Source organism: Pseudanabaenaceae cyanobacterium SKYG29 (assembly GCA_025055675.1).
Lineage (GTDB): Bacteria > Cyanobacteriota > Cyanobacteriia > Pseudanabaenales > Pseudanabaenaceae > M5B4.
Window position 1 is genome coordinate 226,604 of the sequence record JANWWT010000004.1, and the last position, 25,086, is coordinate 251,689.

A 25,086-nucleotide genomic window follows, 5' to 3' on the forward strand; every position below is an offset into this window, starting at 1 on the left:
AGCAAAGGCTAGAATGAAAGGCAGCAAGCACCAAAGGCTATGGTTCAAGCGCAGAAGTTCACTAACTTGGTATTGGCAATTACCACGATCGTTTTAGCCACCCTTCTCTTTCTGGGTATACAGACAAAGAATCAGGATGTTTCCCTCCCAGCGGTAGTCAGACACAGCACACCCTGGGCCGAGGCACAGCAAAACCAGCTGCCTACGGTAGTTGAGTTTTATGCCGATTGGTGTACTACCTGTCAAAGCATGGCAGGGGACACCCGCGCTCTGCAACAGGAATTCAGCGGTCAAGTGAACTTCGTCATGCTTGATGTAGACAATAACCGCTGGCTCCCCGAAATTCGCCGCTTCCAGGTTGATGGTATTCCCCATTTTGTCTTTTTAGACCGCACCAAGGCAGTGGTAGGAGAGGCGATCGGGTTTGTCCCCAAGGAAGTTATGGTAGCTAATATTACCGCTTTGTTACGGGGGGAAAAGTTACCCCATGCCAAACTGATCAGTGAACAAAGGACGTTTTTTAGCAGTCCGCTAGCGCCCGACCCCACTCAACCCCGCAGTCACAGTTAGATTTGGGTAGTCTTGCTTAGGAGAAAAGGCAGAATTTTATCTCTGGTATTTTAAGTTTTCTTAAGGAGCTGAGCAGCGGATGTAAACTAGAAATATTCACGGAATTTCATAAACTATTGGTCTGTTATGCACCTCCACGAAATTACTCATCCTAACCAGCTCCGATCGTTGTCCGTTTCCCAATTAGAACTGATTGCCCAGGAAATTCGGGACAAGCACCTGAAGACAGTGGCGGCGACAGGGGGACACCTAGGACCTGGTTTGGGTGTAGTGGAACTCACCCTAGCGCTGTACCATACCCTCGACCTCGATCGGGACAAAGTGATCTGGGATGTAGGGCACCAAGCCTATCCCCACAAGTTAGTGACGGGTAGGTATGACCGATTTCACACCCTACGGCAGAAGGGAGGTATTGCGGGCTATCTCAAGCGCTGTGAGAGCAAATTTGACCACTTTGGGGCGGGGCATGCTTCCACCAGTATTTCCGCCGCCTTGGGCATGGCGATCGCGCGGGATTTGAAGGGGGAAAACTTCAAAGTAGTAGCCATCATTGGCGATGGTGCGCTGACAGGGGGCATGGCCTTAGAAGCCATTAATCACGCGGGGCATCTACCCAACACGAATTTGCTCGTAGTACTCAACGACAATGAGATGTCGATTTCCCCGAATGTGGGCGCCATTCCCAAGTATTTGAACCGCCTGCGCCTTAGTCCTGGGGTACGCTTCCTCAGTAGTAATATCGGCGAGGGTATTCAAAACATTCCCTTTGTAGGGGAATCCCTCAGCACGGAATTAGAGAGGATTAAGGACAATATCAAAATTTTGACCGTCCTGCAAAATAAAGTGGGGGCGGTATTTGAAGAATTAGGCTTTACTTACATCGGTCCCATTGATGGACATAACATTGCCGAACTGATTGAAACCTTTGAAACTGCCCACCGCCTCACGGGTCCCGTCATGGTGCATGTGGCAACTACAAAGGGCAAGGGCTACCCCTACGCAGAAGCCGATCGGGTGGGGTATCATGCGCAGAACGCCTTTGACCTAGCGACAGGGAAAGCCAACAAATCCAGCAAGCCCAAGCCCCCCACCTACTCCAAGGTATTTGGGGAAACTCTTACCCAACTGGCAGAACAGGACAGTCGCATCATTGGCATTACAGCGGCGATGGCAACGGGGACAGGCTTAGACATTCTGCAAAAGCGCCTACCCAAGCAATACATCGACGTAGGGATTGCCGAACAGCATGCGGTCACCCTAGCAGCGGGCTTAGCCTGTGAGGGGATGAAACCAGTAGCAGCAATTTACTCTACTTTCCTGCAACGGGCGTTTGACCAGATTGTGCACGATGTCTGTATTCAAAACCTGCATGTCTTCTTCTGTCTCGATCGGGCGGGGATCGTGGGTGCAGACGGACCTACTCACCAGGGGATGTACGATATTGCCTACCTGCGTTGCATTCCCAACATGGTGTTGATGGCACCCAAGGACGAGGCAGAATTGCAGTCCATGGTGGTGACAGGCTTAAACCACAACGGACCGATTGCGATGCGTTATCCCAGGGGCAACGGGATTGGGGTAGCAACGATGGCAGAGGGATGGGAACCAATTCCCATCGGTAAGGGGGAGGTACTCAGGCACGGCGATGATGTGGTACTAATTGCTTACGGTTCCATGGTTTATCCTGCCCTACAGACAGCGGAAATCCTACGGGAGCACGGCGTAGAGGCAACGGTAGTGAATGCGAGGTTTGCCAAGCCCCTCGATCGGGAATTGCTAATACCTCTATGTGAGCAAATTAAGAAAGTCGTGACTATGGAAGAAGGCTGCTTGATGGGGGGCTTTGGTTCGGCAGTAGTGGAAATGTTGATGGATGCAGGGGTTGTCGTACCTGTACAGCGGTTGGGAGTACCTGACATTTTGGTAGAGCACGCCTCACCCCAGGAATCCCTAGCGGATTTAGGATTACTACCCGACCAGATGGCAATCCAGATTCTGGAACGCTATTTCCCCCAATTGTCACCCAAAACTCTGGTTAGTGCATAGACTGCCCATTTTCTCCGACCACAACACTAGCTGAAGTTATTTCCAATTAGCCAAGAAGAGCCAATTGATGGAGAGATTGCACCATTCCCTATCTTTGTCAGCCATCAGCTGCAGGGGACGGTAGGATTATTGCTTACAAACCCAGCAGACACTACTGGTGATGGCAGCAAAAATGAAGATTTAGGGCAGGGATTTGTAGATGGGGCAAAGACCCTACTCTACGGTGCAGTTTCCCCAGTGGGAATCTGGCTGTTGGGAACACGCGATCGCTCCCAGGAATCAACAACCTCAGTCCATACCTTGTGCCCGCTGATGTAGAGGCAATTTTACTACCAACAAATCACTATGAGTCACAGCATTACCGGCAAGACCAAAATTTTAGGCGTGATTGGTTATCCCGTCACCTATAGCCTCTCCCCCGTTATGCACAATCGGGCATTAGCCCATCTTGGCTTAGATTATGTCTATGTGGCACTGCCTGTCCCCATCGATCGGTTTTCTGTGGCGATCCAGGGCTTATTTGCCTGTGAATCAGTTATGGGTTTTAATCTCACCATTCCCCATAAACAGGAGATACTCCCCCACCTCGTAGAAATTAGCCCCATCGCTCAAACTGTAGGGGCAGTGAATACAGTGAAACGATCGGCAGAGGGCTGGATTGGTACTAACACGGATGTAGAGGGCTTTATTTATCCCCTGCACAATAGGCGATTGACAAAGGCTGTGATTTTAGGGACTGGGGGTGCTGCCAAAGCTGTGATTGTTGGCTGTCAGAAATTGGGCATCAAAAATATTACAGTAGTTGGTAGAAGTGAGGATAAATTGCAATTACTGCAACAACAATTTGCTGTTAATATCTGCCCTTGGTTAGAGCTAAGTCAAGTAATAGAAAATTCTGACCTGGTGGTAAACTGCACTCCCATTGGCATGGACAATCATTCCCCCCTCACTGATACCCAAATTGCCGCCCTAGCTGCCCAGACGATCGTTTACGACCTCATCTATACCCCCCGTCCTACCCCCTTACTGCAGTTAGCCCAAGCCAGGGGACTGACAACGATCGATGGGTTAGAAATGTTACTTTACCAGGGAGCCTTGGCGTTGACTTACTGGTTAGAGGTATCTCCTCCCATTGCGGTTATGGCAGAGGCGTTGGGAATCCCATATAAAAGCTAAAGAAAAGGGTGATTGGGGCACAGAGAAGAGTAGGATAGTAGGGCACACAATGGTAAACCGTATAGGATTGACAAACTAAAATGACAGAAACCCTCACCCACAAAAAGGACATCCCCGTCAACATCTATCGCCCCAATGCTCCCTTTGTCGGCAAGTGTATCTCTAATGAACCGCTGATCCGGCCTGGCGGTATCGGCAAAACCCAGCACATCAAGATAGACATCTCTGGCAGTGAACTGCGTTACCTGGAAGGGCAGAGCATTGGGATCATTCCCCCTGGGGAAGACAAGAACGGCAAGCCCCACAAACTGCGCCTTTACTCCATTGCTTCCACACGCCACGGCGACGACGGCGATGATAAGACAGTCTCCCTCAGTGTGCGGCAACTGGAATACAAACATCCCGAAACAGGAGAGACGGTCTACGGGGTTTGTTCTACTTTCCTGTGCAATCTAAAACCAGGAGACGAAGTTAAAATTACTGGACCCGTAGGCAAAGAAATGCTGCTTCCTGATGACCCCAATGCCACAATTATTATGATCGCTACGGGGACAGGCATTGCTCCCTTCCGTGCCTTCCTGTGGCGGATGTTCAAAGAGCAGCATGAAGACTACAAATTCAATGGTCTAGCCTGGCTTTTCTTCGGTGTCACTAACGATGCCTCCATCCTCTACAAAGCCGACCTGGAATGGTTAGCCTACAAACATCCGAAAAACTTCCGTCTTGACCTCGCCCTCAGCCGTGAACAGACCACCAAGGATGGTAAAAAAATGTATGTGCAGAATCGCATGGCACAATATGCCGATGAACTGTGGGAACTGATGCAAAAGCCCACTACCCATGTCTACATGTGTGGTCTGAAAGGCATGGAAGGTGGGATTGAGGAGTTTCTCACCGAAACAGCAGCGAAAAGCGGCGTTAACTGGAGCGAATACTGCAAACAGATGAAAAAAGAAGAGCGCTGGCATGTAGAAACTTACTAACTGCTAATAGGGATCGATCGGAGTTAAAAATTACTTATTGCTCCGATCGGTCAATATAGGCTACAATGCCACTAAAAATTCCCTAGGGCTGTCATGGAAACCGAAAATACCCCCAGAAGAAGAGCAGGCAGAGAGCTTACCCTCCGCGGTGGACGTACTCCCTTTGAGACCAAATTGATCAACGGGGGTCACGCTACCCCTGAGCAGTACGACCAGGCACTGAAGCTGAGCAAAGAAGAGGGAACGCCCCTAATTGCTGCATTAGAAAGCATTATCAACAATTCCCTGCCGCCTGATGTGGTGCGTTACTACAAGACCCTCCAGTTATTTGAGCTGCGGGTATTACACGGTATTGAAACGATCGACCCTGTCATAGAGGAAGACAAATTTGCAGCGGAGAATGTGAGTGCCCTGATGGAGGCTATTTTGCCCATCAATACTTGCAGGGACTGTGAGATGTTGCCTCTAGCACGGACAGACACCCATGTATTGGTAGGGATGGTGTCGCCGGACAATTTCCGTCACCGGGACGAACTGCTACGGGCTACTAACAAGGTAGGTTTGACCCCCACCATTAGGGTAATTACTAAGGAAGACTTCCTAGAGACTTTGGATGCTGTCGTTGCCTACCAAGTTGCCAAACAGAGAGCGGTGGCAACGGGTGCCGAAATTGATGAAAAGGTTTTGGAAATCCAGCAGGACATTTTTGGGGACGACGAGCTAGAAGATGTAGCGGATCAGGAGAATGACCTGACCAAAGCGGTAGGGGAAAATTCTGCTCCTATTATCAAACTAGTAGATCAAATCTTGGTGCGTGCCCTGAAGGAGGGTGTGTCAGACATTCACATTGAACCCCAGGAGAAATACCTAAGGGTACGCTTCCGCAAGGATGGTGTGCTACGGGAGATGATTCCGCCCAACGAGAAGCAGTTGCCCAAGAGCATTATTCCAGCGGTAATCTCCCGCTTTAAGATTATTTCTAACTTGGACATTGCGGAGCGCCGTAAACCCCAGGATGGTAAGTTAAAACGGATGTTCCAAGGTAGGCGGGTAGACTTCCGTGTCAACACCTGTCCCACTCAGCACGGGGAAAAAGTTGTACTGCGGATTTTGGATAATTCCAATACCCAGTTGGGTCTCGACCGTTTAATTACCGACCCTGAGACACTGGCGAAGGTGAAGGACATGGTTAGTCGCCCCTATGGCTTGATTTTGGTGACTGGTCCAACGGGTTCGGGTAAGACTACGACTCTGTACTCAGCACTAGCGGAGGTAAATGATCCTGGGATTAACATCAGTACAGCAGAAGACCCTATTGAGTACAACCTGCCGGGTTTAGCACAGTGTCAAGTGATTCGGGAAAAGGGGATGGATTTTGCCTCTATCCTCAGGGCGTTTTTGCGCCAGGACCCCGACGTAATCCTAGTTGGCGAAACACGGGACTATGAAACGGCGAAGACAGCGATCGAGGCAGCCTTGACGGGGCACCTAGTACTAACAACCTTGCACACCAACGATGCACCGGGGGCAGTAGCTCGCCTGGAGGAGATGGGAATTGACCCCGTGATGGTGAGTACGGCTCTGATTGGGGTATGTGCTCAGCGGTTAATGCGACGAGTTTGCGATGTTTGTCGCATTCCCTACAAGCCAACCCAGGAAGAACTCGATCGGTTTGGCTTACCCTCCAGTGATTTGGAGCGCACCTTCTACAAAGCCAATCGTCTGAGCCGAGAAGAGATTATCGAAGCGCAGGCAAAGGGGAAAAAACTCTGTCCTAAGTGTGGCGGTAACGGCTACAAGGGCAGGGTGGGGGTCTATGAGGTGATGAAGAACAGCGAAGCCCTAGCTAGTGCCATCAATAAAGGGGCAACAGCGGATGCCCTCAAGGAGATTGCGGTGAAGGAGGGGATGAAAACGCTTATGTACTATGCCTTTGATCTTGTGCGCCAGGGCTATACTACGTTGGAGGAAGTGCTACGAGTTGTTTACACAGACAAGGGCAGAGAAGCGGAAGAGCGTATGCGGCGCAGTAAGTCCCTAGAGTGTACTGGTTGTGGGGCAATTCTTAAGCCAGAGATGTTAGAGTGTCCCTACTGCACTACACCCCGTACGTTTTAAGGAGTTAGCGAAGGATGGTTCTGGATTACATTATTGAGGACTTGATGGAGGAAGTAATTGAGCGCAAAGGCTCGGACTTGCACATTTCGGCGGGTTTACCTCCCTATATCCGTATCAATGGTAGATTAACCCCGACGGATAGAGACCCCCTGACCCCAGAGGAGACACAACGGCTGATTTATGCCATGCTCAATAACAACCAGCGCAAGATTTTTGAGCAGAACTGGGAGTTAGACTGCTCCTATGGGATTAAAGGCTTAGCGCGGTTCCGGGTCAACGTTTATAAGGATAGGGGAACAGTAGCGGCTTGTCTACGGGCATTGAGTTCTAAGATTCCCGACATTGACGATTTGGGAGTTGCGCCTGTAGTGAAAGACCTATGCCATCTGCCAAGGGGGTTAGTGTTGGTCACAGGCCCAACAGGTTCAGGTAAAAGTACTACCCTTGCTGCCATGATCAACAGCATTAATCTTGATCGTCCAGAGCATATCCTCACTATTGAAGATCCAATCGAGTTTGTGTATGAGTCGGTCAAGAGCGTGATTCACCAGCGGCAAGTAGGGGAGGATACCAAGAGCTTTGCTAATGCCCTTAGGGGTGCGTTGCGAGAAGACCCCGATGTGATTCTAGTAGGTGAGATGCGGGACTTAGAAACAATTCAGTTAGCAGTGACAGCGGCAGAAACAGGGCACTTAGTGTTTGGTACGTTGCACACCAGCTCCGCTGCGCAGACGGTAGACCGCATTGTGGATGTGTTTCCCCCTGAACAGCAGGCACAGATTCGTGTCCAACTATCTAACTCTTTGAAGGCAGTGCTGAGCCAAACTTTGGTACCCCGTGCTAATCCCAAGCCTGGTCAATTTGGACGAGTTATGTGCCAAGAAGTGATGATTGTCACCCCGGCGATTGCTAACCTCATTCGGGAAGGGAAGACAGCGCAAATCTACGGCATGATTCAGACGGGGGGTAAGGAAGGGATGCAGACCTTAGAAACTGCCTTAGTCAACCTATACAACGAGGGGGAAATCACTTTTGAGGCAGCTCTGTCCAAGACCTCCCGTCCAGAGGAGATTCACCGCTTAGTGGGCCCCAATCCCCCCAACTTGAAACGCCCCAAGGGTTCCTATGATCCCAAGTCCCAAGAAATGATTAGGTCTCGTTCTATTAGTGGCTAGGTAGGTGTACTATGGCGAAGTTCAAGGCAAAGTTAAAAGACCCGGCTGGTAAATCTGTCTCCCAAACGATCGAAGCGGAATCCCCTGCTAAGGCGCGGGAGATATGGCGCCAGAAGGGTTTTACGGTAATAGAAATTTCGGCAGTCAAGACAGGATTTAACTTCCAAAAGATAAGTCTTGCTAATGTTACGACTAAGGACAAGGCTCTGTTTTCGCGTCAATTGGCTACGCTTGTAAACGCAGGGGTATCTATGGTGCGTGGCTTGGGAGTAATGACTGACCAGGCAACTAATCCTAAACTCAAGGCTGCACTAAAGGAAATTCTGGCTGATGTGGAACAGGGGACAAACTTCTCTGATGCTCTGCGCAAACACCCAGATATTTTCGATCGACTATACGTAGCAATGGTACAAGCAGGAGAAGCAGGGGGTGTGTTAGATGATGTACTCAACCGCCTAGCTAAACTTTTAGAAGATGCAGCTCGCTTAGAGAATCAGATCAAGTCGGCAATGACTTATCCCACAGTAGTGACAATCATTGCGGTGTTAATTTTTGTGGGGATGTGTAAATTTATCATCCCTGTATTTGATGGTATTTTCAAGGAATTAGGCAGTGAGTTACCCGCTTTCACCCAGTTTCTAGTGAACATCAGTAACTTCCTCAATAGCTGGATGTTCTGGCTAATTCCAGTTGGTATTTTCCTGTTAATTGCAGGTTATAAGATGTTCTATGCTACTCCTTTTGGCAGGCTGTTTATGGACAAGCTATTCTTGAAGTTGCCAGTATTTGGTGATCTGGTGGTGAAGACAGCTGTAGCCCGTTTTTCTCGTACATTTGGTTCCCTTTCTCGTGCAGGTGTGCCCATACTCACTTCTCTAGAAATCACAGGGGAAACAGCAGGTAACGTTGTGATTGAGAATGCCCTGGCAGCAGCAAAAGAGGAAGTCAAGGAAGGTGGACAGATTACGCCAGCAATTGAAAGACAGAAAGTATTTCCCGCTATGGCACTGCAAATGCTGGCTATTGGGGAAGAGACGGGCGAACTGGATAAGATGCTGATGAAGATTGCTGATTTCTATGAAAATGAAGTGGAGGAGGCAGTCAAGGCCCTGACCAGTATCATGGAGCCGTTTATGATTCTTTTCTTAGGGGGTATGGTAGGCTCCATTCTGGCAGGAATGTATTTACCCATCTTCAAGATCATGAATGAGATCAAGTAAGTCACAATCTGTTTTTGTTCCTATCCATTTTGTGTGGGGCAGCAGATTTTCTGGGGACTTGAACCAGGTTTTCTGCTGCTTTGCCGTTTGCAGTGTACGTTTAACTATCTCCTCGATCGCTTCCTCTCTGTCGATTTTCCCTGCCAGATACTGCCGCATTTCCCGATAGCCCAGGGTTTGCAGGAGGGGTAGGTGATCACCAAATTTATGCTGAATGTAACGGATTTCTTCTAGCCAGCCCCGATCGAGCATTTTGACAACTCTTTGTCTAATGCGTTTTCGGTAGGTTTCGGTGTCGGGAGGCAGGAGACCAATAGGGTAGATGGGGAAGGGCGGTGGATTTACCTGTCCTAGTTGGGAGGGTAACTGTCCGGTGGTGTAAAAAATTTCCAGAGCGCGGGTGAGCCGAAACCGATCGTGAGGGTGCAGTACTTGTGCCCGAGGGGGGTCAATCTGGTGCAGGAGTTGGTAAAGAAGAGCAGTATCCACCTGGTCTAGTTGCTGACGCAGTTGGGGTTGGGGGGGTACAGGGGGAATAGCAACACCGTGGGTAATCGATCGCAAATAAAAGCCAGAGCCACCGACGAGAATGGGTGTAATTCCCTGGTGGTGAAGTTCAGCAATGAGAGCGTAAGCCTGTTTTTGGTAATCAGCGATCGTTATGGGCTGGTCAGGGTCAGCAATATCAATCAGATAGTGAGGTATGTCCTGTCTTTCCTCTAGGGTTGGTTTGGCAGTGCCGATGTCAAAGTAGCGGTAGACCTGACGGGAATCAGCGTTGAGAATAGGGACATGGAGTGCGTGGGCTAATTTGATGGCTAATTCTGTTTTACCCGTGGCAGTGGCACCAAAGATGACAATCAGTCCTGGTTCTTTCATTTTTTCTGGCGGAGACAGTTATCACAAATACCACAACGCATAGTTCTCGCTTCTTCCACGAAACCAAACACTGACATCAAGAACGACCAGCGGCATCCTTTCGTAGTAATAAATTTTTGCATCTGCAGAGTGGCAGTCTCATCCACGTTGGGTAGGGAGCGAGTATCAGAGAGAATTTCATAGTGAAAGGGGTCGTGCCACACTAGCTTACCTGCTCTGTGCAGTAATCCCAAGGCAGCGGGGGCCTCTGGATCAATACGACTGACTTCTTCATAGGTACCTTGGCGAGGGAGCCTAGGTAAGAGTTGACGGGCTTTTTGGACAATCTTGCGTTGTTGATCAAGGAAAAATTGATAACGACTCCGATCGGTATTATCCAACAGTCCTGTTGGCTCACTGACTAACATCAAAGCCTGAGCTGCCTTGCCATCTCTCCCGGCTCTCCCTACCTCTTGTACATATTCCGCGATCGTTAGGGGCGACTGAAAATGCAACACCCAGCGAGTTTTAGGGTTGTTTATACCCACACCAAAGGCGGATGTACAGACGACAAAAGTATAAATGCCGTCTAGCCATGCCTTCTCAATTTGTCTTCTTTCCCTAGGAATCATGCCGCCGTGGTAGTAGGCACATTGCAAACCCTGTTCGTTAAACCAGGCTGCCAGTTCTTCACTATCTTTGCGTGTCCTCACATAGACCAGACCCACCTCCCCTTTTTGGGCACGAATATATTTGATCGCTCGGTCCCTTCTGCCCTGGGGACTCCAACTGATCTCCACATGCAGGGCTAGATGTTTGCGGTAGGGAGGAGTAAGAATAACATGGGGGTCTTGTAATTGTAGGCAAGATGATAGCTCAGACTGAACATCTGGGTCAGCCGTAGCCGTGAAAGCAGCAATAGGAATCCGAGGGTGTTCTTTCCCTTTTTGTTGTAACAAAGCCGGTCGTAGCGCTCCCAGTCTTCTGTAGGCAGGACGAAATGTGTCCCCCCACTGCACTAAACAGTGAGCTTCGTCTAGCATAATACCGGCGATTTTTAATTCGGGATGACACAACCTTTCCCACACAGGGGGTGAAAACAGGGTCTCAGGGGAAAGATAAAGTAATCGCCAATGGGAGAAGTTCCTTAAAACTTGCCACCGATCGTTTTTGGTCATATTGCTGTGGATAGTGGCAGCAGGCAAATTCCGTCTTTGTAAATCCTGCACTTGGTCTTCCATCAAAGCTACCAGAGGGGAAACGACCAACGTCAGACCAGACTGCAAAAGAGCAGGTAACTGAAAACAAATAGACTTACCCCCCCCTGTTGCCAAAATCACTAAACCATCCCGCTTTGTCAGTAGGTTAGCAATCACTTCCCCCTGGGGCGGCCGAAAATCTTCATACCCCCACACCTCTCGGAACCTAGCCCTAACCCGCTCCCACTCCATTAGCCCCTATCGATCGTTTCAATCACCAAGGCTACAACTAACAGCAATAAACCAACGCCATAGAAAGTTGCTACCACCTGCAACTCACTCCAGCCACTCAGCTCCAGGTGATGATGAAAGGGAGCCATCTTAAACAGCCTTTTACCCACTCCCTCTGCATTTTTCGTCGCCTTGTAGTATGCCACCTGAAAAATTGTAGATAGTGATTCCCAGACAAACAATAAACCAAGAATCAGCAAACCCCAGAGTTTGTCCCCTAAAATGGCCGCCGCTGCCAGTGCACCCCCCAACGCCAGAGAACCTGTATCTCCCATAAATACCCGCGCTGGATTGTGATTGTGCCACAGAAAACCCAAGTAGGCAGCACTGATAGATAGACAAAAGACAGACAGGTCAGAGTGTTCAGGATACAGTAATAACGCCAGACCTAAAGAGGCAATTGCTCCTGTGCCCCCTGCCAAACCATCCAAACCATCGGTCAAATTAGTAGCATTACTGCTGCCTAGCAAGACGAACAGAGCCAACAACCAAAACGACAGGCCCAAAGATAAAGACCAGTCAAAAGGTAATCCAACTGTTGTGGACAACCCTTGCCCACCCGCCCACAAGCAGAACAGAACCGAGGCAATCCCCAGTAACCCCAACTTCATCCGTGGCGAAATACCCTTGTTAGACTTGTACCGTAAAATTAGCCAATCATCCAACCAACCCACAAACATAAAAGCCAGAGTCAAGAGAGCAGCCCCTAGGACATCACTGGCAACCCCCGTCCAGAGGACAGGCACAAGCAGAGCGATCGGTACCACGAAAATTCCCCCCATCGTTGGTGTACCCGCTTTTGGCAAATGGCTTTGGGGCCCCTCTTCCCGTATCACTTGCCCCACTTTGAGTTGCCGCAGCCAGGGTAAGACGATCGTGCCGCTGCCTATCACCCCTACCAGACTCAACGCCCAGGGCAGCCAGAAACCCCAGCGGTTCTCTGGGGGCAGGAGAAATCCCTGCCCGACGACCACACCAGCCAAGACCACAAATAAAGACAGAGAAATAACTCTGCCTGTAAACAAGTTGGGTTTGTTAACTGTAGACTCTTCCATTTACAGCAAGTCTTCCTCTTCTTCCCCTGTCAAATCAGATACCAAGTCTTCCTCTTCCTCATCATAGTAGCTGGTGTCATCGCCAATAATTTCATTCAACTCATCAATATCTTCATCATAGATAACACTAATTTCTGGGGTACGAGCAGCAATACGCCCCGTCCTTTCCAGCCAATCTAGGATTGATTCCGTTTGGGGTTTGGGCAAAATACCAGCAGGACGATTACGGGGTTCTTCACGCAACGTAGGGTTGTAAATCATAGCAATACATCACTTGCCAACACTCATTGCTATTATACTTGGCTGCCCGCTATAAAAAAACTGCCCACCCACAGGCGGACAGCGATCGAGTCCAGAGATTAACCGCTTAGCCCAAGAAAGAGCCGTTCGGATTAGTACTATTCTTACGACGGATACCAATTACCGCCGGACGAGGTACATTGCCACCCTTGCGCGGCCAGGTGCTACCGCGAGTTACAGTACGAGTTTGGTTAAACACTACTCCATTCAAATCCAACATGGGAATTGTGCGAGTGTAGGTCACTGGCGGGCTGTAGGGTTCATCTTCCCCAGGGTGTTGTACAGACAGAATGAAAGTATCCCCGACAAAGAAGGGACCAGTACACTCAGACCGCGGTGGACCATAACCGAAGGGTACTAGCTGTCCTGCGTTGGGACCACTAACTGGGATGTAGAAGAAGAAGTTATTGCCAAATACACCCGTAAAGGCAGAAACATCACCGACCGCATTGTGGTTGATTGTATTTTCACGGCGAGTGGCACCAGTAGCAAAGCCATTGTGGGTGGGAGTAGACATATCGGTCACACCCCAAATGTTGCCCTGGTCATCAAAGGCTAGGTTGTCCACATTGGCAAAACCAGCGCCAGCATAGGAGCCTGCTTCACCACCTTGTTGGAAACGCTCCCAGCGGAAAGTCAAACCAGTACCATCTTCCGAATCTTCAATGATCTTGAAGAGAGCACCAGATTGCTGTTGTGCCCGCGGGTCTTCTGACAACTTAGCCACGTTAAAGATGCGGGAATCGGGGTAGCCATCACTACCAGGAGCACAATCGGTAAAAGCAATAAAGATTTCCCGTGGATTGCGAGGATTGATTTCCAAATCTTCAGGACGAGCAGTGGGAGTACCACCAGCCAAGTTACCAGCCAGGTGGGCATCTACCAGGATAGCTCCCAGTGTGGGATAGAAATCCCGTAGACGCTTACCCAGATAGCCCGTAGGACCAGTGACAAAAGCCGCCTCCTCCGAAGCACCCCGCTCACAGATGAAAGAACCACCGTCTACAGTCTGACCAGCAATACCAGCCCGACGGGGTAGGCGTGTACGCCCCAAGTTCAGGGTAGCGGTTTCGCTAAACAGACCAGAAGCAAAAGGTACGGCGGACAACTCAGAAGGGCGGATGGGGTCAGTAGGAGTGTCTAAAGTAAGAGGAATCCAACGACCAGTACCATTCGGTTCAAAACGGGCAGTGAAGAGCGTACCATCTTCTAACAGACGGCTGTTAGCTTTGTCCGTCGGATTGGTAACAGTGCCGCGGGAGACAAACTTGTACACACGACCACCACGGCGATCGCACCCCATGTAGGTCACCAGTCGCTTACCTGCTTCGGCGCGGACAGTAATGTTTTCCCAGCGGAAACGCCCCAGGGCAGTGTGCTTACGGGCACGGAAGTTGGGATCATTGGGGTCAACTTCTACTACCCAACCGTACTTTTCTCCCACCAGACCAAACAGGGTACCAGTAGCAGGGTTAGGCGTGAGGTTGAGATAACCCACTTGCGTACCGTTGGGACGGACATCTTCCTGCACACCGTTGAAGAAGGGTGTACCAGCCTGGAAGTTTTCCTCGCAGCTCAACACCGTGCCCCAAGGTGTAACACCACCAGAGCAGTTGAAACCAGTACCAATGATACGGTTACCCAAACCGTCGGCATTTACCCCTTCAAATACATCACGCACAGCAGGGCCAGTACCAATCAAGAAGTTGTTGTCACCCTTCTGGTAGCTGCGGGGACCCCAGGAAGTGACGGTTCTGTATTGGTCAGTGCGCTCTGCGTTAATAGCTAGACCCGACAACAGGTGATAGCGCCGGTTCTTGGGGTCATTGACAGGCTCAAATCTGCCGCTGGCATTGCGCCGAATGCGCACTACAGAGAAGCCTTGGTTGTAGCAAAATTCCCCTTGAATCAACAACTGATCTTCCCGCGGCAGAGCACTCAGGCTGGCAGCCCTAGGCAGACGGAAGCCTACTACTGGTTCAAAGGCATCAGGAAATTCAGGGGAGTTGAGGTCAGCACTGGTAGCAGGCGCTAGGGGGTGGAAGGGATAGCCAATATATTCATGATTAGTTACCAGCCAGCCGTCGACATTGCCGTTGATGGGAATGTAGCCATTGAAGTCGGCATTGAAGCCCCAGTACTCTTCTGGGTTGGGAAATACCCGATCGCCCCAGGTCAAAATAGTGTAATACTCAAATTCAGGGGGAACAGTTACATCATCGAGGACAGTGTAGCTATCAAGTCTACCATCACTGGAGGGTTCGATCGTGCGCCCTTGTCCACCAAAACCTGTAGGCAGGAAGGAAGGAGTAGTACGATAAATAGGCAGGGGACTGGGTAGGCGTACAGGGGTAAGTTTCAAGCCGCTAACCGATTGGGCAGAGGCACCCAAAAATTGTTCACCCACAACATCAGAGAGTACAGCAGTACCTACACCCACGCCAAAAAACGCGAGTAACTGCCTGCGGGATAAGTCGGACATGGAGTTTCCTCTCAAACTAAAGTTGACAGTGTAAAAATTTTGTTAAGGGTATTGATGAATACAGCTACCTAAACTGGTCGAGCCTATACTCAACTCAGCCTCAGTACCTTAACTCAGTTACCTATTAGGATAGACCCCGAAAGTTAAGCCTATGTAAAGGTTGAGTTAACTAGAGGTTATGTCCGCCAGGGCTTTGGAATTCCTTCATAATTAAGACTAGGTGGTCTTGGGGGTGCAAGCAGTAATCACAGTCAGGGTTGCAGAGGACTTCCCCTGTAGCAGTTTGAATACCAATGAGGGTACTGTTACGAGTGGCTTTCAAAATGGGCATAGATTCTAAAACTGTTTTACCCACTAGTTCAGGAGGAACGGGAGTGATATAGGTATGATTGCCAATGGCGGGGGAGAGAAGTTCATTAAACAGTCTGCTGATGCCATGATTGAGGGCGGCTTGACAGATGAGCATGGCACTTAGGTCACTTCTAACGATGATTTCATCGGCGTTGGCGCGCTGGCAATGCTGTAGGTAGCGCTGATCGGAGAGTTCCACGATCGTATAGACATGCGGGTTCAAGCTTTCCACCGTCAGGGTAGAGAGAACAACTTTGGCATCTCTGGCTTCAGGGTCGAGGCGATCGTCGCCCAGGATAATGACAGTACTGGCTTGCTGGATGTTTGCCCTCTGCAGGGTTTCATCCGTCACTCCCCCCCGAATAAAGAAGAGATTACGGTCTTCGATCGGTCGCCGTTCTGTATCGGAGATAAGGACAATGGGGGTATTTTTGGTGGCGGGGGTACTGCGGAATTGCAGGAGAATAGAACGGACACGGTAGTTCCATTCACAAAAGATGATGTGATTTTCAAACTGGTAGGAGTTCATCCCCTGTTCTTCCTTGAGGCGACGATTGATAAGGGTGCTAGCCACAATAGCGCTGATGGTAATACTAGCAGTTGTGAGCAACCCAATGCCCAAGATCATAATGACCACGGCAATTAAGCGACCTAGTAGAGTTTTGGGCGCTAGATCGCCATAACCGACGGTTGTTAAAGTGACAATACTCCACCAGAGGGCATCGGGAAAAGTAAAACTAGGTTCTACCTCTGCCACAATGGCTGCGCTGAGCAGCACAATTATCGTAATTAGGAGCAAGACAAAGGAGAGGTTTTCTTTTTTGAGAATTTGCCCCGACAGCAGCTGTTCCTCTAAATTCATGCTCCCTGTGTCTCTCCCTAGCTCAGTTTAAGGCTATCATTAAACAAATCGTCAAGAATCCCTGATGGTACGCCCTCTAGTTATTGTGTTGGATGATGACCCCACAGGTTGCCAAACTGTCCACAGTTGCCTATTACTGACCCAGTGGGATAAAGAAACCCTCAGACTGGGTGTCAAGGATAACTCCCCTCTATTTTTTGTCTTGACCAATACGCGGGCAGTGCCCCCCGATCGGGCGGCTGCTATCACCAGGTCGGTCTGTCAAAACTTGCGGGAGGTGCTGCGGGAAGAGGGAGTAGAGCGGTTTCTAATTGTCAGCCGATCGGATTCCACCTTGCGGGGACATTACCCCATTGAAACGGATGTGATAGCAGCGGAGTTGGGAACCTTTGATGCCCATTTCTTAGTACCTGCCTTTTTTGAGGGGGGGAGATTTACAGAAAATAGTGTGCACTACCTGATGGTTGACGGTGTACCTACACCTACCCATTTGACGGAGTTTGCCAAGGATTCAGTGTTTGGTTATTCCACCAGCTATTTACCTGCCTACGTGGAGGAAAAGACTAAAGGACGCATCAAGGCGGAACAGGTGGTGCGGTTTTTGTTAGAGGATGTGCGAGCGGGGTTGCAGGACAAACTACGACAACTGCAAGGGAATGTTTGTGTGGTAGTAGATGCCAAGGAACAAAGTGACCTCGATCGGTTTGCCCAGGATGTTTTGACTGTCAGTGCAGAAGGCAAGCGCTTTTTGTTTCGGAGTGCCGCTAGTTTGCTGACGGCTTTGGCGCAGTTACCCCCCCAACCTATTGCCCCAGAGGAGATGGGAAGGCATGTCAATAGCACGGGAGTGATACTAGTGGGTTCTCACGTCAAAAAGACGACGACCCAATTGGCAGCTCTCCTGGAGTTGAACTCAGTGCAACCAATTCCAGTACAAGTGGAACGTCTTTTACACAATGAATTTGCCTCATTGCAGCAGGAAGTTTTGGAAAAAGTACAAACCAGCCTACAGCAAGGCTTGACACCTGTTATCTTCACCAGTCGGCAAGAAATTACCTTTACTGACTTAGCAGCAAGACTAGCTTTTGGGGAAAGAGTGTCAGATTTACTGATGGCGATTGTGGCTAACTTGCCCCCTGGCATTGGCTTTCTTATCAGTAAGGGCGGCATCACTTCCAACGATGTTTTGAGCAAGGGTCTGGCTTTGCGGGCAGTGCGTCTACTGGGGCAAATTCTACCTGGGGTGTCAGTGGTGCGCACAGATTCCCACCATCCCCGCTTCCCGAACTTACCTGTAGTGCTCTTCCCTGGCAATGTGGGCGATCGGGACAGTCTGGTCACCGTCTATCAACGTCTCAGTGGTCGCTCAGACCCTCCCAACTCGCAAGATCGGGAAACACCTGGGCAATGACAGGATGGACAATCTTTTTCTGATAGATGTTTAACCCCCGTTTGAGGATGGGATAACGATCGAGGTAGTCTAACCCTTCTGCCAACTGCAGAACATAGGGAAGGGTGGCATTGACAAGGGCTTGGGTTGCTGTCCAGGGTACCGCCCCCGGCATATTGGGTACACCGTAGTGTAAAACCCCCTCTTCTACATAGGTAGGCTGACTGTGACTCGTCGGTCTAACTGTGGCAATACAGCCCCCTTGGTCTACTGCCACATCGACAATCACTGCCCCTGGCTGCATTTGCCTGACTAATTCCCGGGACACCAAAACTGGCGCTCTCTGCCCTGGCACTAGCACCGCCCCAATTACCAAATCCGCCGCGGGAATGACTTCACTGATCGTGCTGGGATTGCTGTACAACAATTCCACCCGCGCACCAAACAGCTGGGATAGTTCGTTGAGCCGATCGATACTGATGTCCAGAATTTGCACCCTTGCCCCCAAACCCACCGCTATCTTGGCCGCTTCCGTGCCGACTGTCCCCCCACCCAAAATGACCACCCGTCCGGGTCTCACTCCTGGAATGCCACCCAACAGTAGTCCCATACCCCCCTGCTGCTTAGTGAGGAGGTGACTGCCAAACTGGGTTGCCAACCGTCCCGCAATCATACTCATTGGCGTTAGGAGCGGTAGTTGCCCGTTGTCTAACTGCACCGTCTCGTAGGCAAAGGCACTACAGCCACTCTCCAGTAAAGCGACCGTTAACTCCCGACTCGCTGCCAGATGCAGGTAGGTAAAGAGAATCAGGCGATCATGCAACCACTTGTATTCCTGGGGCAGGGGTTCCTTTACCTTCAAGACTAACTCCTGGGCAAAGATTTCCTCGGGTGTCGTAGCAATTGCTGCCCCCTGTCTTTGGTAATCCTGGTCACTAAAACCAGCCCCTGCCCCCGCCCCCCTCTCGATCGTGACCTGGTGCCCCTTAGCTACTAGCTGTCCCACTGCCCCTGGGGTGAGTGCCACTCTAAATTCTTGGTCTTTAATTTCCTTGGGGACACCGATTCTCATACGGTCAACGGGTAAGTAATTCTAGTGCTCTCTATTATCATGCTACTGCCGATCAGTAACTGTCAGTTACCTAGCCAACAAATGTTTAACTGTCTAAATACCTCAATGCCATGTGCCAAGCTGTGATGCTCTTACTGTCAACTAAGGTAGGGCAATCCCCCCCACTGTGAATGAGGTCTTCGATCTGCTCCCGATCGTATAACTGTACTGTAATGTCTTCATCCTCATCGCCGCTGGGTTGTTCTGCCAATTTTTCTAAGTCCTTTGCCAGATAGACATGAATGACCTCATCAGAATAACCAGGACAGAGGAAGAACGCGCCTAACTTTTGCCAACTGTGGGCACGATAACCCGTTTCTTCTTCTATTTCTCGTTTGATAGTAGTTTCTGGGTCCTCTGCTGGTTCTAGGGTGCCAGCGGGAAATTCCAAGAGATACCGTTGCACAGCAAAGCGATATTGTTTGATCATCACTAGTTTGCCCTCTGCCGTCACAGGTACAACCATGGCTGCTCCCGGATGGACAATATACTCGTATTCCCCCTCTTTGCCGTTGGGCAGTTGTAACCGATCGATGCGAATTTTGTATTTACGTCCCTGGTAGGTAAGGCGGTTTTGCAATAAAACAAAGGGCACAGTAGTCATAAACACTAGAGGATAGTTTCCCTTTAATCATACCCTTGTCTGTAAAGCTTGGTTTTTGGCGGTGAGGGGGACAGGTTTGTAACCAGGCATCGAGGTTGCAGTGTGTGCAAATTGCACTAAAGCCTAGTTGCTGGGATTGACGATTATGGGGGAGGTCTGTGTATTCAGAGGCAAATACAGGTTTTCCCGCAGCAATGTAACCTCGCAAAGATAGTTCCCAACCGTAATAGAACCCATCTTCATCATAAAGGTTAACCAGGTCGGCCGCAGGAGTGTTGTTCTGTCCGATCGCTAGTCCTCTTTTGTAGGCTTCGGTAGGTGAGGGGACCATGTTGTCAGGTTCCACCCCATCAAAACAGGTCAGCATGACGGGGGCAAGCCAGTAGCCAGTTCTCGTAGGAGCCAACCTTGTGCCTTGGCGGCGATAGCAGCCCACCACCGATCGGTGCCGATCAAGATCAATGACATCGGGGCGTATTTGTAAGTCAAGTTTAGCGGTAAGCTGCCATTACCAACTCAGACCAGGGGAGAGCTGGCACCAAGAGATAACCAGCAGAGGGAAACCCGACAACCAGCTCATCTACCGCCGACTACAACATTGCGAATGCGCACATGGGGACCGCCCACACTCACTGGCAGACCGATTTGATCAGCCTTACCGCAGCCGCCGTAGGCAAATTGGGTGTCGTTGCCGATGGCATCAATATCCTTCAAAGTTTGGAAGACGTTACCACTCAAGGTAATATCGCTCACAGGTTCGGCAATTTCGCCATTGCGAATCATATAGCCAGCTGCCGCCGCAAAGGTAAACATCTCCCCATTTGTCTGTCCCCCCAGCATCTTGATAGCATAGACACCAAGGTCAATATCTTTCACCATATCGGCAAAGCTGTAAGACCCAGCCTCGATCGCTGTGTTAGTCATACGCACAATGGGGGGATAGGAGGCATTCAACACTCTGGCGTTGCCTGTGGGGGCTTCTTGCATCTTGCCCGCCGTCTCTAGGTTATGTAACCTTTGGGTGAGAATACCCTCTTTAATTAGATACTTCCGTTGTCCTGGTACTCCTTCATCGTCATAGTTCATGGTGCCTGGCAGGTCGGGTAGGGTGGCATCATCAACTACGTTCAGAGCAGGATTAGCGATCGGTTTGCCTAGGGTGAGAATTTCCTGGAGACGAGGGTTTTCATAGACAAAATCCGCTTCTGACAGATGACCAAAGGCTTCATGGATAAACACCCCTGCCAGATAGGGATCAAGAATGACCGTGTATTGTCCCCCTTTTACAGGTTTAGCCTCTAGTTGCTCGATCGCTCTTTTTGCCGCTGCTAGCACCACCTCTTCTTTATGACGCAACACACCGTAGTCCGAGCGGGAGTGCAAGGACTCAAATCCCTGTCTGACCACTCCATTGCGGGCAACCACACCAAACCGTCCCGATATATCCAAGCGTTCTTGACAAATAGCTGTACCCAAAGAATTCACAAAATAAGTAGTGGCAAAGCGATCGCGGTAAGTAGTCATCGTCGTTTGGATGCGATCGTCATACCGCAACAGCAAATCATTGTAATAGCCGAGCAATTCCTTCTTCTCTTTTAGACTGTAGCCCCTGGGGTCATCCTTAATATCTGCCTTCACCGTATCCACCACGGGTGCAACTTCTGCCAGCTGGGTTTGTTCTTTGCCTACCAACTGAGCTTGGCTGATAGCAGCTTCCATCCGATCGGTGATATTCTCCAGACTGTTAAATGTTACAAAACTCCAGCCCCCCCGATAACAGGCACGAATACCACCAGTCAGACCTATAGAACGATCGACGGCATTGAGTTCTTTACCTTGAAAGGAAATAAGCGTAGATTCACTTTCTTCCAAGCGTAATTCTAAGTAATCCACAGAGCCACTATAGGATTTGAGCAGGGACAGTAGTTGGTCTTGCATAGTCAGTCAGCGAATTCTTATGCGCCCCTATCCTAGCAAAATTCCCCGCTGCCACAGCTGTCGCCTAGAGAACATCTACCACTGGGACTAGCAACTAGGGAAAAACTTAACATTAGCCATACCTTTTAATTGTGTGGTAAGATTCCGAGAGGATTCTACTAAAATTGCTCACCTATGCTCACCGAAAACAAGCCCGAAGTCGTTGATATTACTGCAGGTGTACTCAAGCCTGGTCAATCTAGACCCGAACCCAGCTCCCCAGGTGGGCTGAGGAAATTTTTTAGTAGTATCCGCAACAAAGCTAGTGCCTTCACGGTGGGCGTTACCCTAGTTCTAATTACTACTGCTGCTGCTAGTGTATACGCATTTGTATCCTATGAGCTAGAACAAATTATCCTGCAGAGCCAGAGGGCACAAGCTAGGGATGATGGCGAAAAGCTAGAGTTGGTAATTAAAGAACGGCTAGCAGACTTCCAACCCTTGTCGCGCTTGCGTCTGTTTCGTGTAGAGTCCGTCAGTAAATCTCTAACAGTTCAGCAAAAGGCCCAGGCACTGCAGGACTTCGTGGATGGTTCGGAAGGTGGATTTGTTTCCCTGCAATTCATTGACACTAGCGGTAACCCTCAATTCTACAGCAAAAATGTTATCCCTAGGAACCACAGCCAGGAGAGCTATTTCCAAAAAGCATTGGCAAACGAAAAGCCAATCCTAGAAGTCAGATTTACTAAGAATAAAGATAACCCACAGGCGGAGATTTATATTGCCAGGCTAGTGAGGAATTGGAATCAAGAGGTAGTCGGCATTTTACTGGGGTCAGTTAATCCCAAGGTTTTGGATGATCAACTAATACGTCTGAAAGAGAGTGACAGGAAAGACTATTTGGTGGTAGAGGAAAAGGGCAACATTTTGGTATCCTCTCGTTCAGAGCTGGTGGGCAAGCCAGTGACAGAGATCATTCCCACCTGGGAGAGCTTAGCAAAAAACTCTTCCCTCAAGTTCTTGGGAGAATGGGCAGTGGGTACTCCCTATCAGTTACGGGGAGACTTAGGCTGGTCCTTAGCAATTATTACTAAAGAAAGTGAGGTTTTTGCTCCTCTATACCGCATGCAGTTGCTTTTTATTTTGGGTACTATAGGGGCGACTATTACTGTAACAGTAGCTATTTCCTATGCGGTGGATAGATTCATCCAGCCCTTGTTAGCAGCAACGGAAGTGGTAAAATTGCTTGGAGCAGGTAACTTGGATGCTAGGGTTGCAGTAAAAGGGGAAGACGAACTAGCAGTCCTCGGTCAAAATATCAACAGTCTGGCGGAACAGCTGAAGGAGTTGTTAGAAGAGAAAGAGAAAGAAGTAGAACGGATAGAAATTGCCCGCCAAGAAGCAAGACTAGAGGCAGAACAACTGGCAAGAGAACAACAGGAGGCAAAAGAGTTTTTGCAAAAACGTGCTTTGGAACTCCTGCTGGAAGTTGACCCTGTCAGTAGGGGGGACTTGACAGTGCGGGCAAAGGTAACTCCCGATGAGATTGGCACGATCGCTGACTCCTACAATGCAATCATTCGCAGTCTGCGGCAGATTGTGCAGCAAGTGCAAGTAACAGCGGCTTCGGTATTTGCCACTTCCCAGGAAAACGAGGAGTCGATCAGAGGAATTGTGGAAGAGTATCTGGAACAGGTACAGGGTTTGAAAACATCAACCTATATTCTGTCAGAACTAGCTGCTTCCAGCAAAGGGGTGACCGATCGGGCACGGATGGCACAGGAGCAAGTAGAAATGGCGACTACAGTGGTGGCAGAGGGCGACCAAGCCATGAATCGAACAGTGGAGGGTATCTCGTCCATTCGGGAGACGGTTTCAGAGACAGCGAAGAAGGTAAAACGACTGGGGGAAGCCTCCCAGAAGATTTCCAAGGTGGTGAACCTGATCAGTGAGTTCGCCTCTCAGACTAATTTGCTAGCTCTGAATGCCGCGATCGAGGCAGCACGGGCAGGGGAAGCAGGACGTGGTTTTGGTGTTGTTGCCGATGAAGTGCGGAGTCTGGCAGAACAGTCAGCCACAGCGACGGCGGAAATTGAACAACTGGTGGAAGAGATTCAAACCCAAACCAGAGAGGTAGTAGTGGCAATGGAAGAGGGGACGGATCAGGTAGTAGAGGGAACAAAATTGGTAGAAGAGTCCCGGCAAAAATTGCAACAAATTGCGGCAGTCAGTAAGCAGATTGGACAACTAGTCAGAGAGATTGCCTCAGCAGCCACAGAGCAGTTAACCACATCCCAGAAGGTGCAAAAGACAGTGGAAGCTGTATATAAGATTGCCGAAGAGACAGCGCAAAAATCTGAGAGTGTAGCAGACTCCTTTAGTAGGTTGTTAGAACTGGCGCAATCTTTACAGGAAGCGACTAAACAGTTCAAGGTCTAGGTTGTGGTCGGACTAAGCCCTGGGGGAAATAAATGCTGCCCAGTATTAGCAACAAACCAAAGATAATTAGTCTGCCTTCGCGGAAAAACTGACTGAGAAAGGGAGGGAAGAAAGTTACACCACCAAGCTGGCGCAAAATTTCGGGGAGGGCGGTCAAAAATATACCCCCCAGCACGGGACCCCAGACACTGCGGGAGCCACCAATAATCACAAAGGCAAGTTGGGTAATACTGCTGTCAAAACTACCCTGGCGGGGATTCCAAGTGTTCAAAAAATGGGCGCTGATTGCCCCTGCTACACCTGCCAGAATTGCCCCCAAGGTGAAAGAAAATATCTTATAGTAGTTGCTGTTGATACCCACTGCCTGGGCAGCAATTTCATCCGATCGGATTGCTCTTAGTGCCCTACCCATCCTTGCTTTCTCTATATAAATTGTCATAGCGATCGCTGCTGTCAGGAGCGGTAATACTAACCACAAATAACCCAATGTATTGTCAAAGGGCTGGGGAATATTGCTGATACCTATAGCTTTGCCTGTAATGTCTAAGGTAAGAGCTAACACACGCAAAACTTCCACAAAAGCGATCGTGGCAATGGCAAAGTAAATTCCCCTTAATCTTAAGGAGGGTATACCAACTAATAGAGCAGATAGTCCTGCTAGAACCCCCCCCAACAAAATTTCTACTAAGACATAGACAAGGGGAAAGGGAGAGGATTGGGGGAAAATTCTGGTAGATAAAATAGCGGCTGTGTAACCCCCGATGCTGTAGAAACCAGGTGTGGCTAAGGATAGTTGACCCCCCATGAGGGGTAGGTAGAGGGACAGCCCCAAAATTGCACCCAAAAATACAGAGACAAACAAAAAGCTGTAGGTACGAAAAAACTCCCCAAATACAGAGACAAACAAAAAGCTGTAGGTACGAAAAAACTCCCCCATGC

Annotated in this window: 19 protein-coding genes; 9 read left to right on the plus strand and 10 right to left on the minus strand. The window is 49.6% G+C overall.

Annotated features, from left to right (window positions below):
• Positions 1–39: 39 nt before the first annotated feature.
• The 7 genes from NZM01_08620 to NZM01_08650 all read left to right on the plus strand — a co-directional run bounded on the left by NZM01_08620 (position 40) and on the right by NZM01_08650 (position 9,288).
• Positions 40–570 carry a thioredoxin domain-containing protein gene (locus NZM01_08620; protein ID MCS6960099.1) on the plus strand — a complete coding sequence of 177 codons (531 nt, stop codon included), beginning with the start codon at positions 40–42 and terminating at the stop codon, positions 568–570.
• 126 nt (positions 571–696) lie between these two features.
• Entirely contained in the window at positions 697–2,616 is a 1,920-nt protein-coding gene (gene dxs, locus NZM01_08625) for a 1-deoxy-D-xylulose-5-phosphate synthase (GenBank protein ID MCS6960100.1), read from the plus strand.
• Positions 2,617–2,961: 345 nt separating this feature from the next.
• Entirely contained in the window at positions 2,962–3,792 is an 831-nt protein-coding gene (locus tag NZM01_08630) for a shikimate dehydrogenase (protein MCS6960101.1), read from the plus strand.
• Positions 3,793–3,872: 80 nt separating this feature from the next.
• Positions 3,873–4,775: a ferredoxin--NADP(+) reductase gene (locus NZM01_08635; protein MCS6960102.1), complete on the plus strand. Its 903-nt coding sequence runs from the start codon at positions 3,873–3,875 to the stop codon at positions 4,773–4,775.
• Between the two features lie 93 nt (positions 4,776–4,868).
• Positions 4,869–6,893, plus strand: coding sequence for a GspE/PulE family protein (locus NZM01_08640; protein ID MCS6960103.1), 2,025 nt, complete (start codon positions 4,869–4,871; stop codon positions 6,891–6,893).
• A 14-nt stretch (positions 6,894–6,907) separates the two neighbouring features.
• Positions 6,908–8,068, plus strand: coding sequence for a type IV pilus twitching motility protein PilT (locus NZM01_08645; protein MCS6960104.1), 1,161 nt, complete (start codon positions 6,908–6,910; stop codon positions 8,066–8,068).
• Between the two features lie 11 nt (positions 8,069–8,079).
• Positions 8,080–9,288: a type II secretion system F family protein gene (locus NZM01_08650; GenBank protein ID MCS6960105.1), complete on the plus strand. Its 1,209-nt coding sequence runs from the start codon at positions 8,080–8,082 to the stop codon at positions 9,286–9,288.
• Here the strand turns inward: NZM01_08650 and miaA are convergent.
• The 6 genes from miaA to NZM01_08680 all read right to left on the minus strand — a co-directional run bounded on the left by miaA (position 9,253) and on the right by NZM01_08680 (position 16,686).
• Positions 9,253–10,167: a tRNA (adenosine(37)-N6)-dimethylallyltransferase MiaA gene (gene miaA / locus NZM01_08655; GenBank protein MCS6960106.1), complete on the minus strand. Its 915-nt coding sequence runs from the start codon at positions 10,165–10,167 to the stop codon at positions 9,253–9,255. The genes NZM01_08650 and miaA overlap by 36 nt on opposite strands.
• Positions 10,164–11,597: a RecQ family ATP-dependent DNA helicase gene (locus NZM01_08660; protein ID MCS6960107.1), complete on the minus strand. Its 1,434-nt coding sequence runs from the start codon at positions 11,595–11,597 to the stop codon at positions 10,164–10,166. The genes miaA and NZM01_08660 overlap by 4 nt, the downstream gene beginning before the upstream one ends.
• Positions 11,597–12,691: a phospho-N-acetylmuramoyl-pentapeptide-transferase gene (gene mraY / locus NZM01_08665; GenBank protein MCS6960108.1), complete on the minus strand. Its 1,095-nt coding sequence runs from the start codon at positions 12,689–12,691 to the stop codon at positions 11,597–11,599. The genes NZM01_08660 and mraY overlap by 1 nt, the downstream gene beginning before the upstream one ends.
• Complete coding sequence (locus tag NZM01_08670) at positions 12,692–12,952, minus strand: DUF3134 domain-containing protein (protein ID MCS6960109.1); 261 nt, start codon at positions 12,950–12,952, stop codon at positions 12,692–12,694.
• 106 nt (positions 12,953–13,058) lie between these two features.
• Positions 13,059–15,473, minus strand: a complete 2,415-nt coding sequence (locus tag NZM01_08675) for a DUF839 domain-containing protein (GenBank protein MCS6960110.1) — start codon at positions 15,471–15,473, stop codon at positions 13,059–13,061.
• A 169-nt stretch (positions 15,474–15,642) separates the two neighbouring features.
• Positions 15,643–16,686: an ion channel gene (locus NZM01_08680; GenBank protein MCS6960111.1), complete on the minus strand. Its 1,044-nt coding sequence runs from the start codon at positions 16,684–16,686 to the stop codon at positions 15,643–15,645.
• A gap of 64 nt (positions 16,687–16,750) precedes the next feature.
• On the opposite strand from NZM01_08680, the gene NZM01_08685 reads away from it, so the two are divergent.
• Positions 16,751–18,097: a four-carbon acid sugar kinase family protein gene (locus NZM01_08685; protein ID MCS6960112.1), complete on the plus strand. Its 1,347-nt coding sequence runs from the start codon at positions 16,751–16,753 to the stop codon at positions 18,095–18,097.
• Here NZM01_08685 and ald read toward each other — a convergent pair.
• The 3 genes from ald to NZM01_08700 all read right to left on the minus strand — a co-directional run bounded on the left by ald (position 18,042) and on the right by NZM01_08700 (position 21,729).
• Positions 18,042–19,148 (minus strand): alanine dehydrogenase, encoded by a 1,107-nt coding sequence (gene ald / locus NZM01_08690; GenBank protein ID MCS6960113.1) that lies wholly within the window; start codon positions 19,146–19,148, stop codon positions 18,042–18,044. The two genes, NZM01_08685 and ald, sit on opposite strands and share 56 nt — an antisense overlap.
• 85 nt (positions 19,149–19,233) lie before the next feature.
• Positions 19,234–19,791, minus strand: coding sequence for an NUDIX hydrolase (locus NZM01_08695; GenBank protein MCS6960114.1), 558 nt, complete (start codon positions 19,789–19,791; stop codon positions 19,234–19,236).
• A gap of 576 nt (positions 19,792–20,367) precedes the next feature.
• A complete protein-coding gene (locus tag NZM01_08700; GenBank protein MCS6960115.1) occupies positions 20,368–21,729 on the minus strand; it encodes a TldD/PmbA family protein in 1,362 nt (453 codons plus the stop codon).
• 174 nt (positions 21,730–21,903) lie between these two features.
• Between NZM01_08700 and NZM01_08705 the strand changes: the two genes are divergently transcribed.
• The gene (locus NZM01_08705; GenBank protein MCS6960116.1) at positions 21,904–24,147 is read left to right on the plus strand and encodes a methyl-accepting chemotaxis protein; all 2,244 of its coding nucleotides are present in this window, start codon (positions 21,904–21,906) and stop codon (positions 24,145–24,147) included.
• Here NZM01_08705 and NZM01_08710 read toward each other — a convergent pair.
• A complete protein-coding gene (locus NZM01_08710) occupies positions 24,137–25,084 on the minus strand; it encodes a branched-chain amino acid ABC transporter permease (protein ID MCS6960117.1) in 948 nt (315 codons plus the stop codon). The two genes, NZM01_08705 and NZM01_08710, sit on opposite strands and share 11 nt — an antisense overlap.
• Between the last annotated feature and the right edge of the window lie 2 nt (positions 25,085–25,086).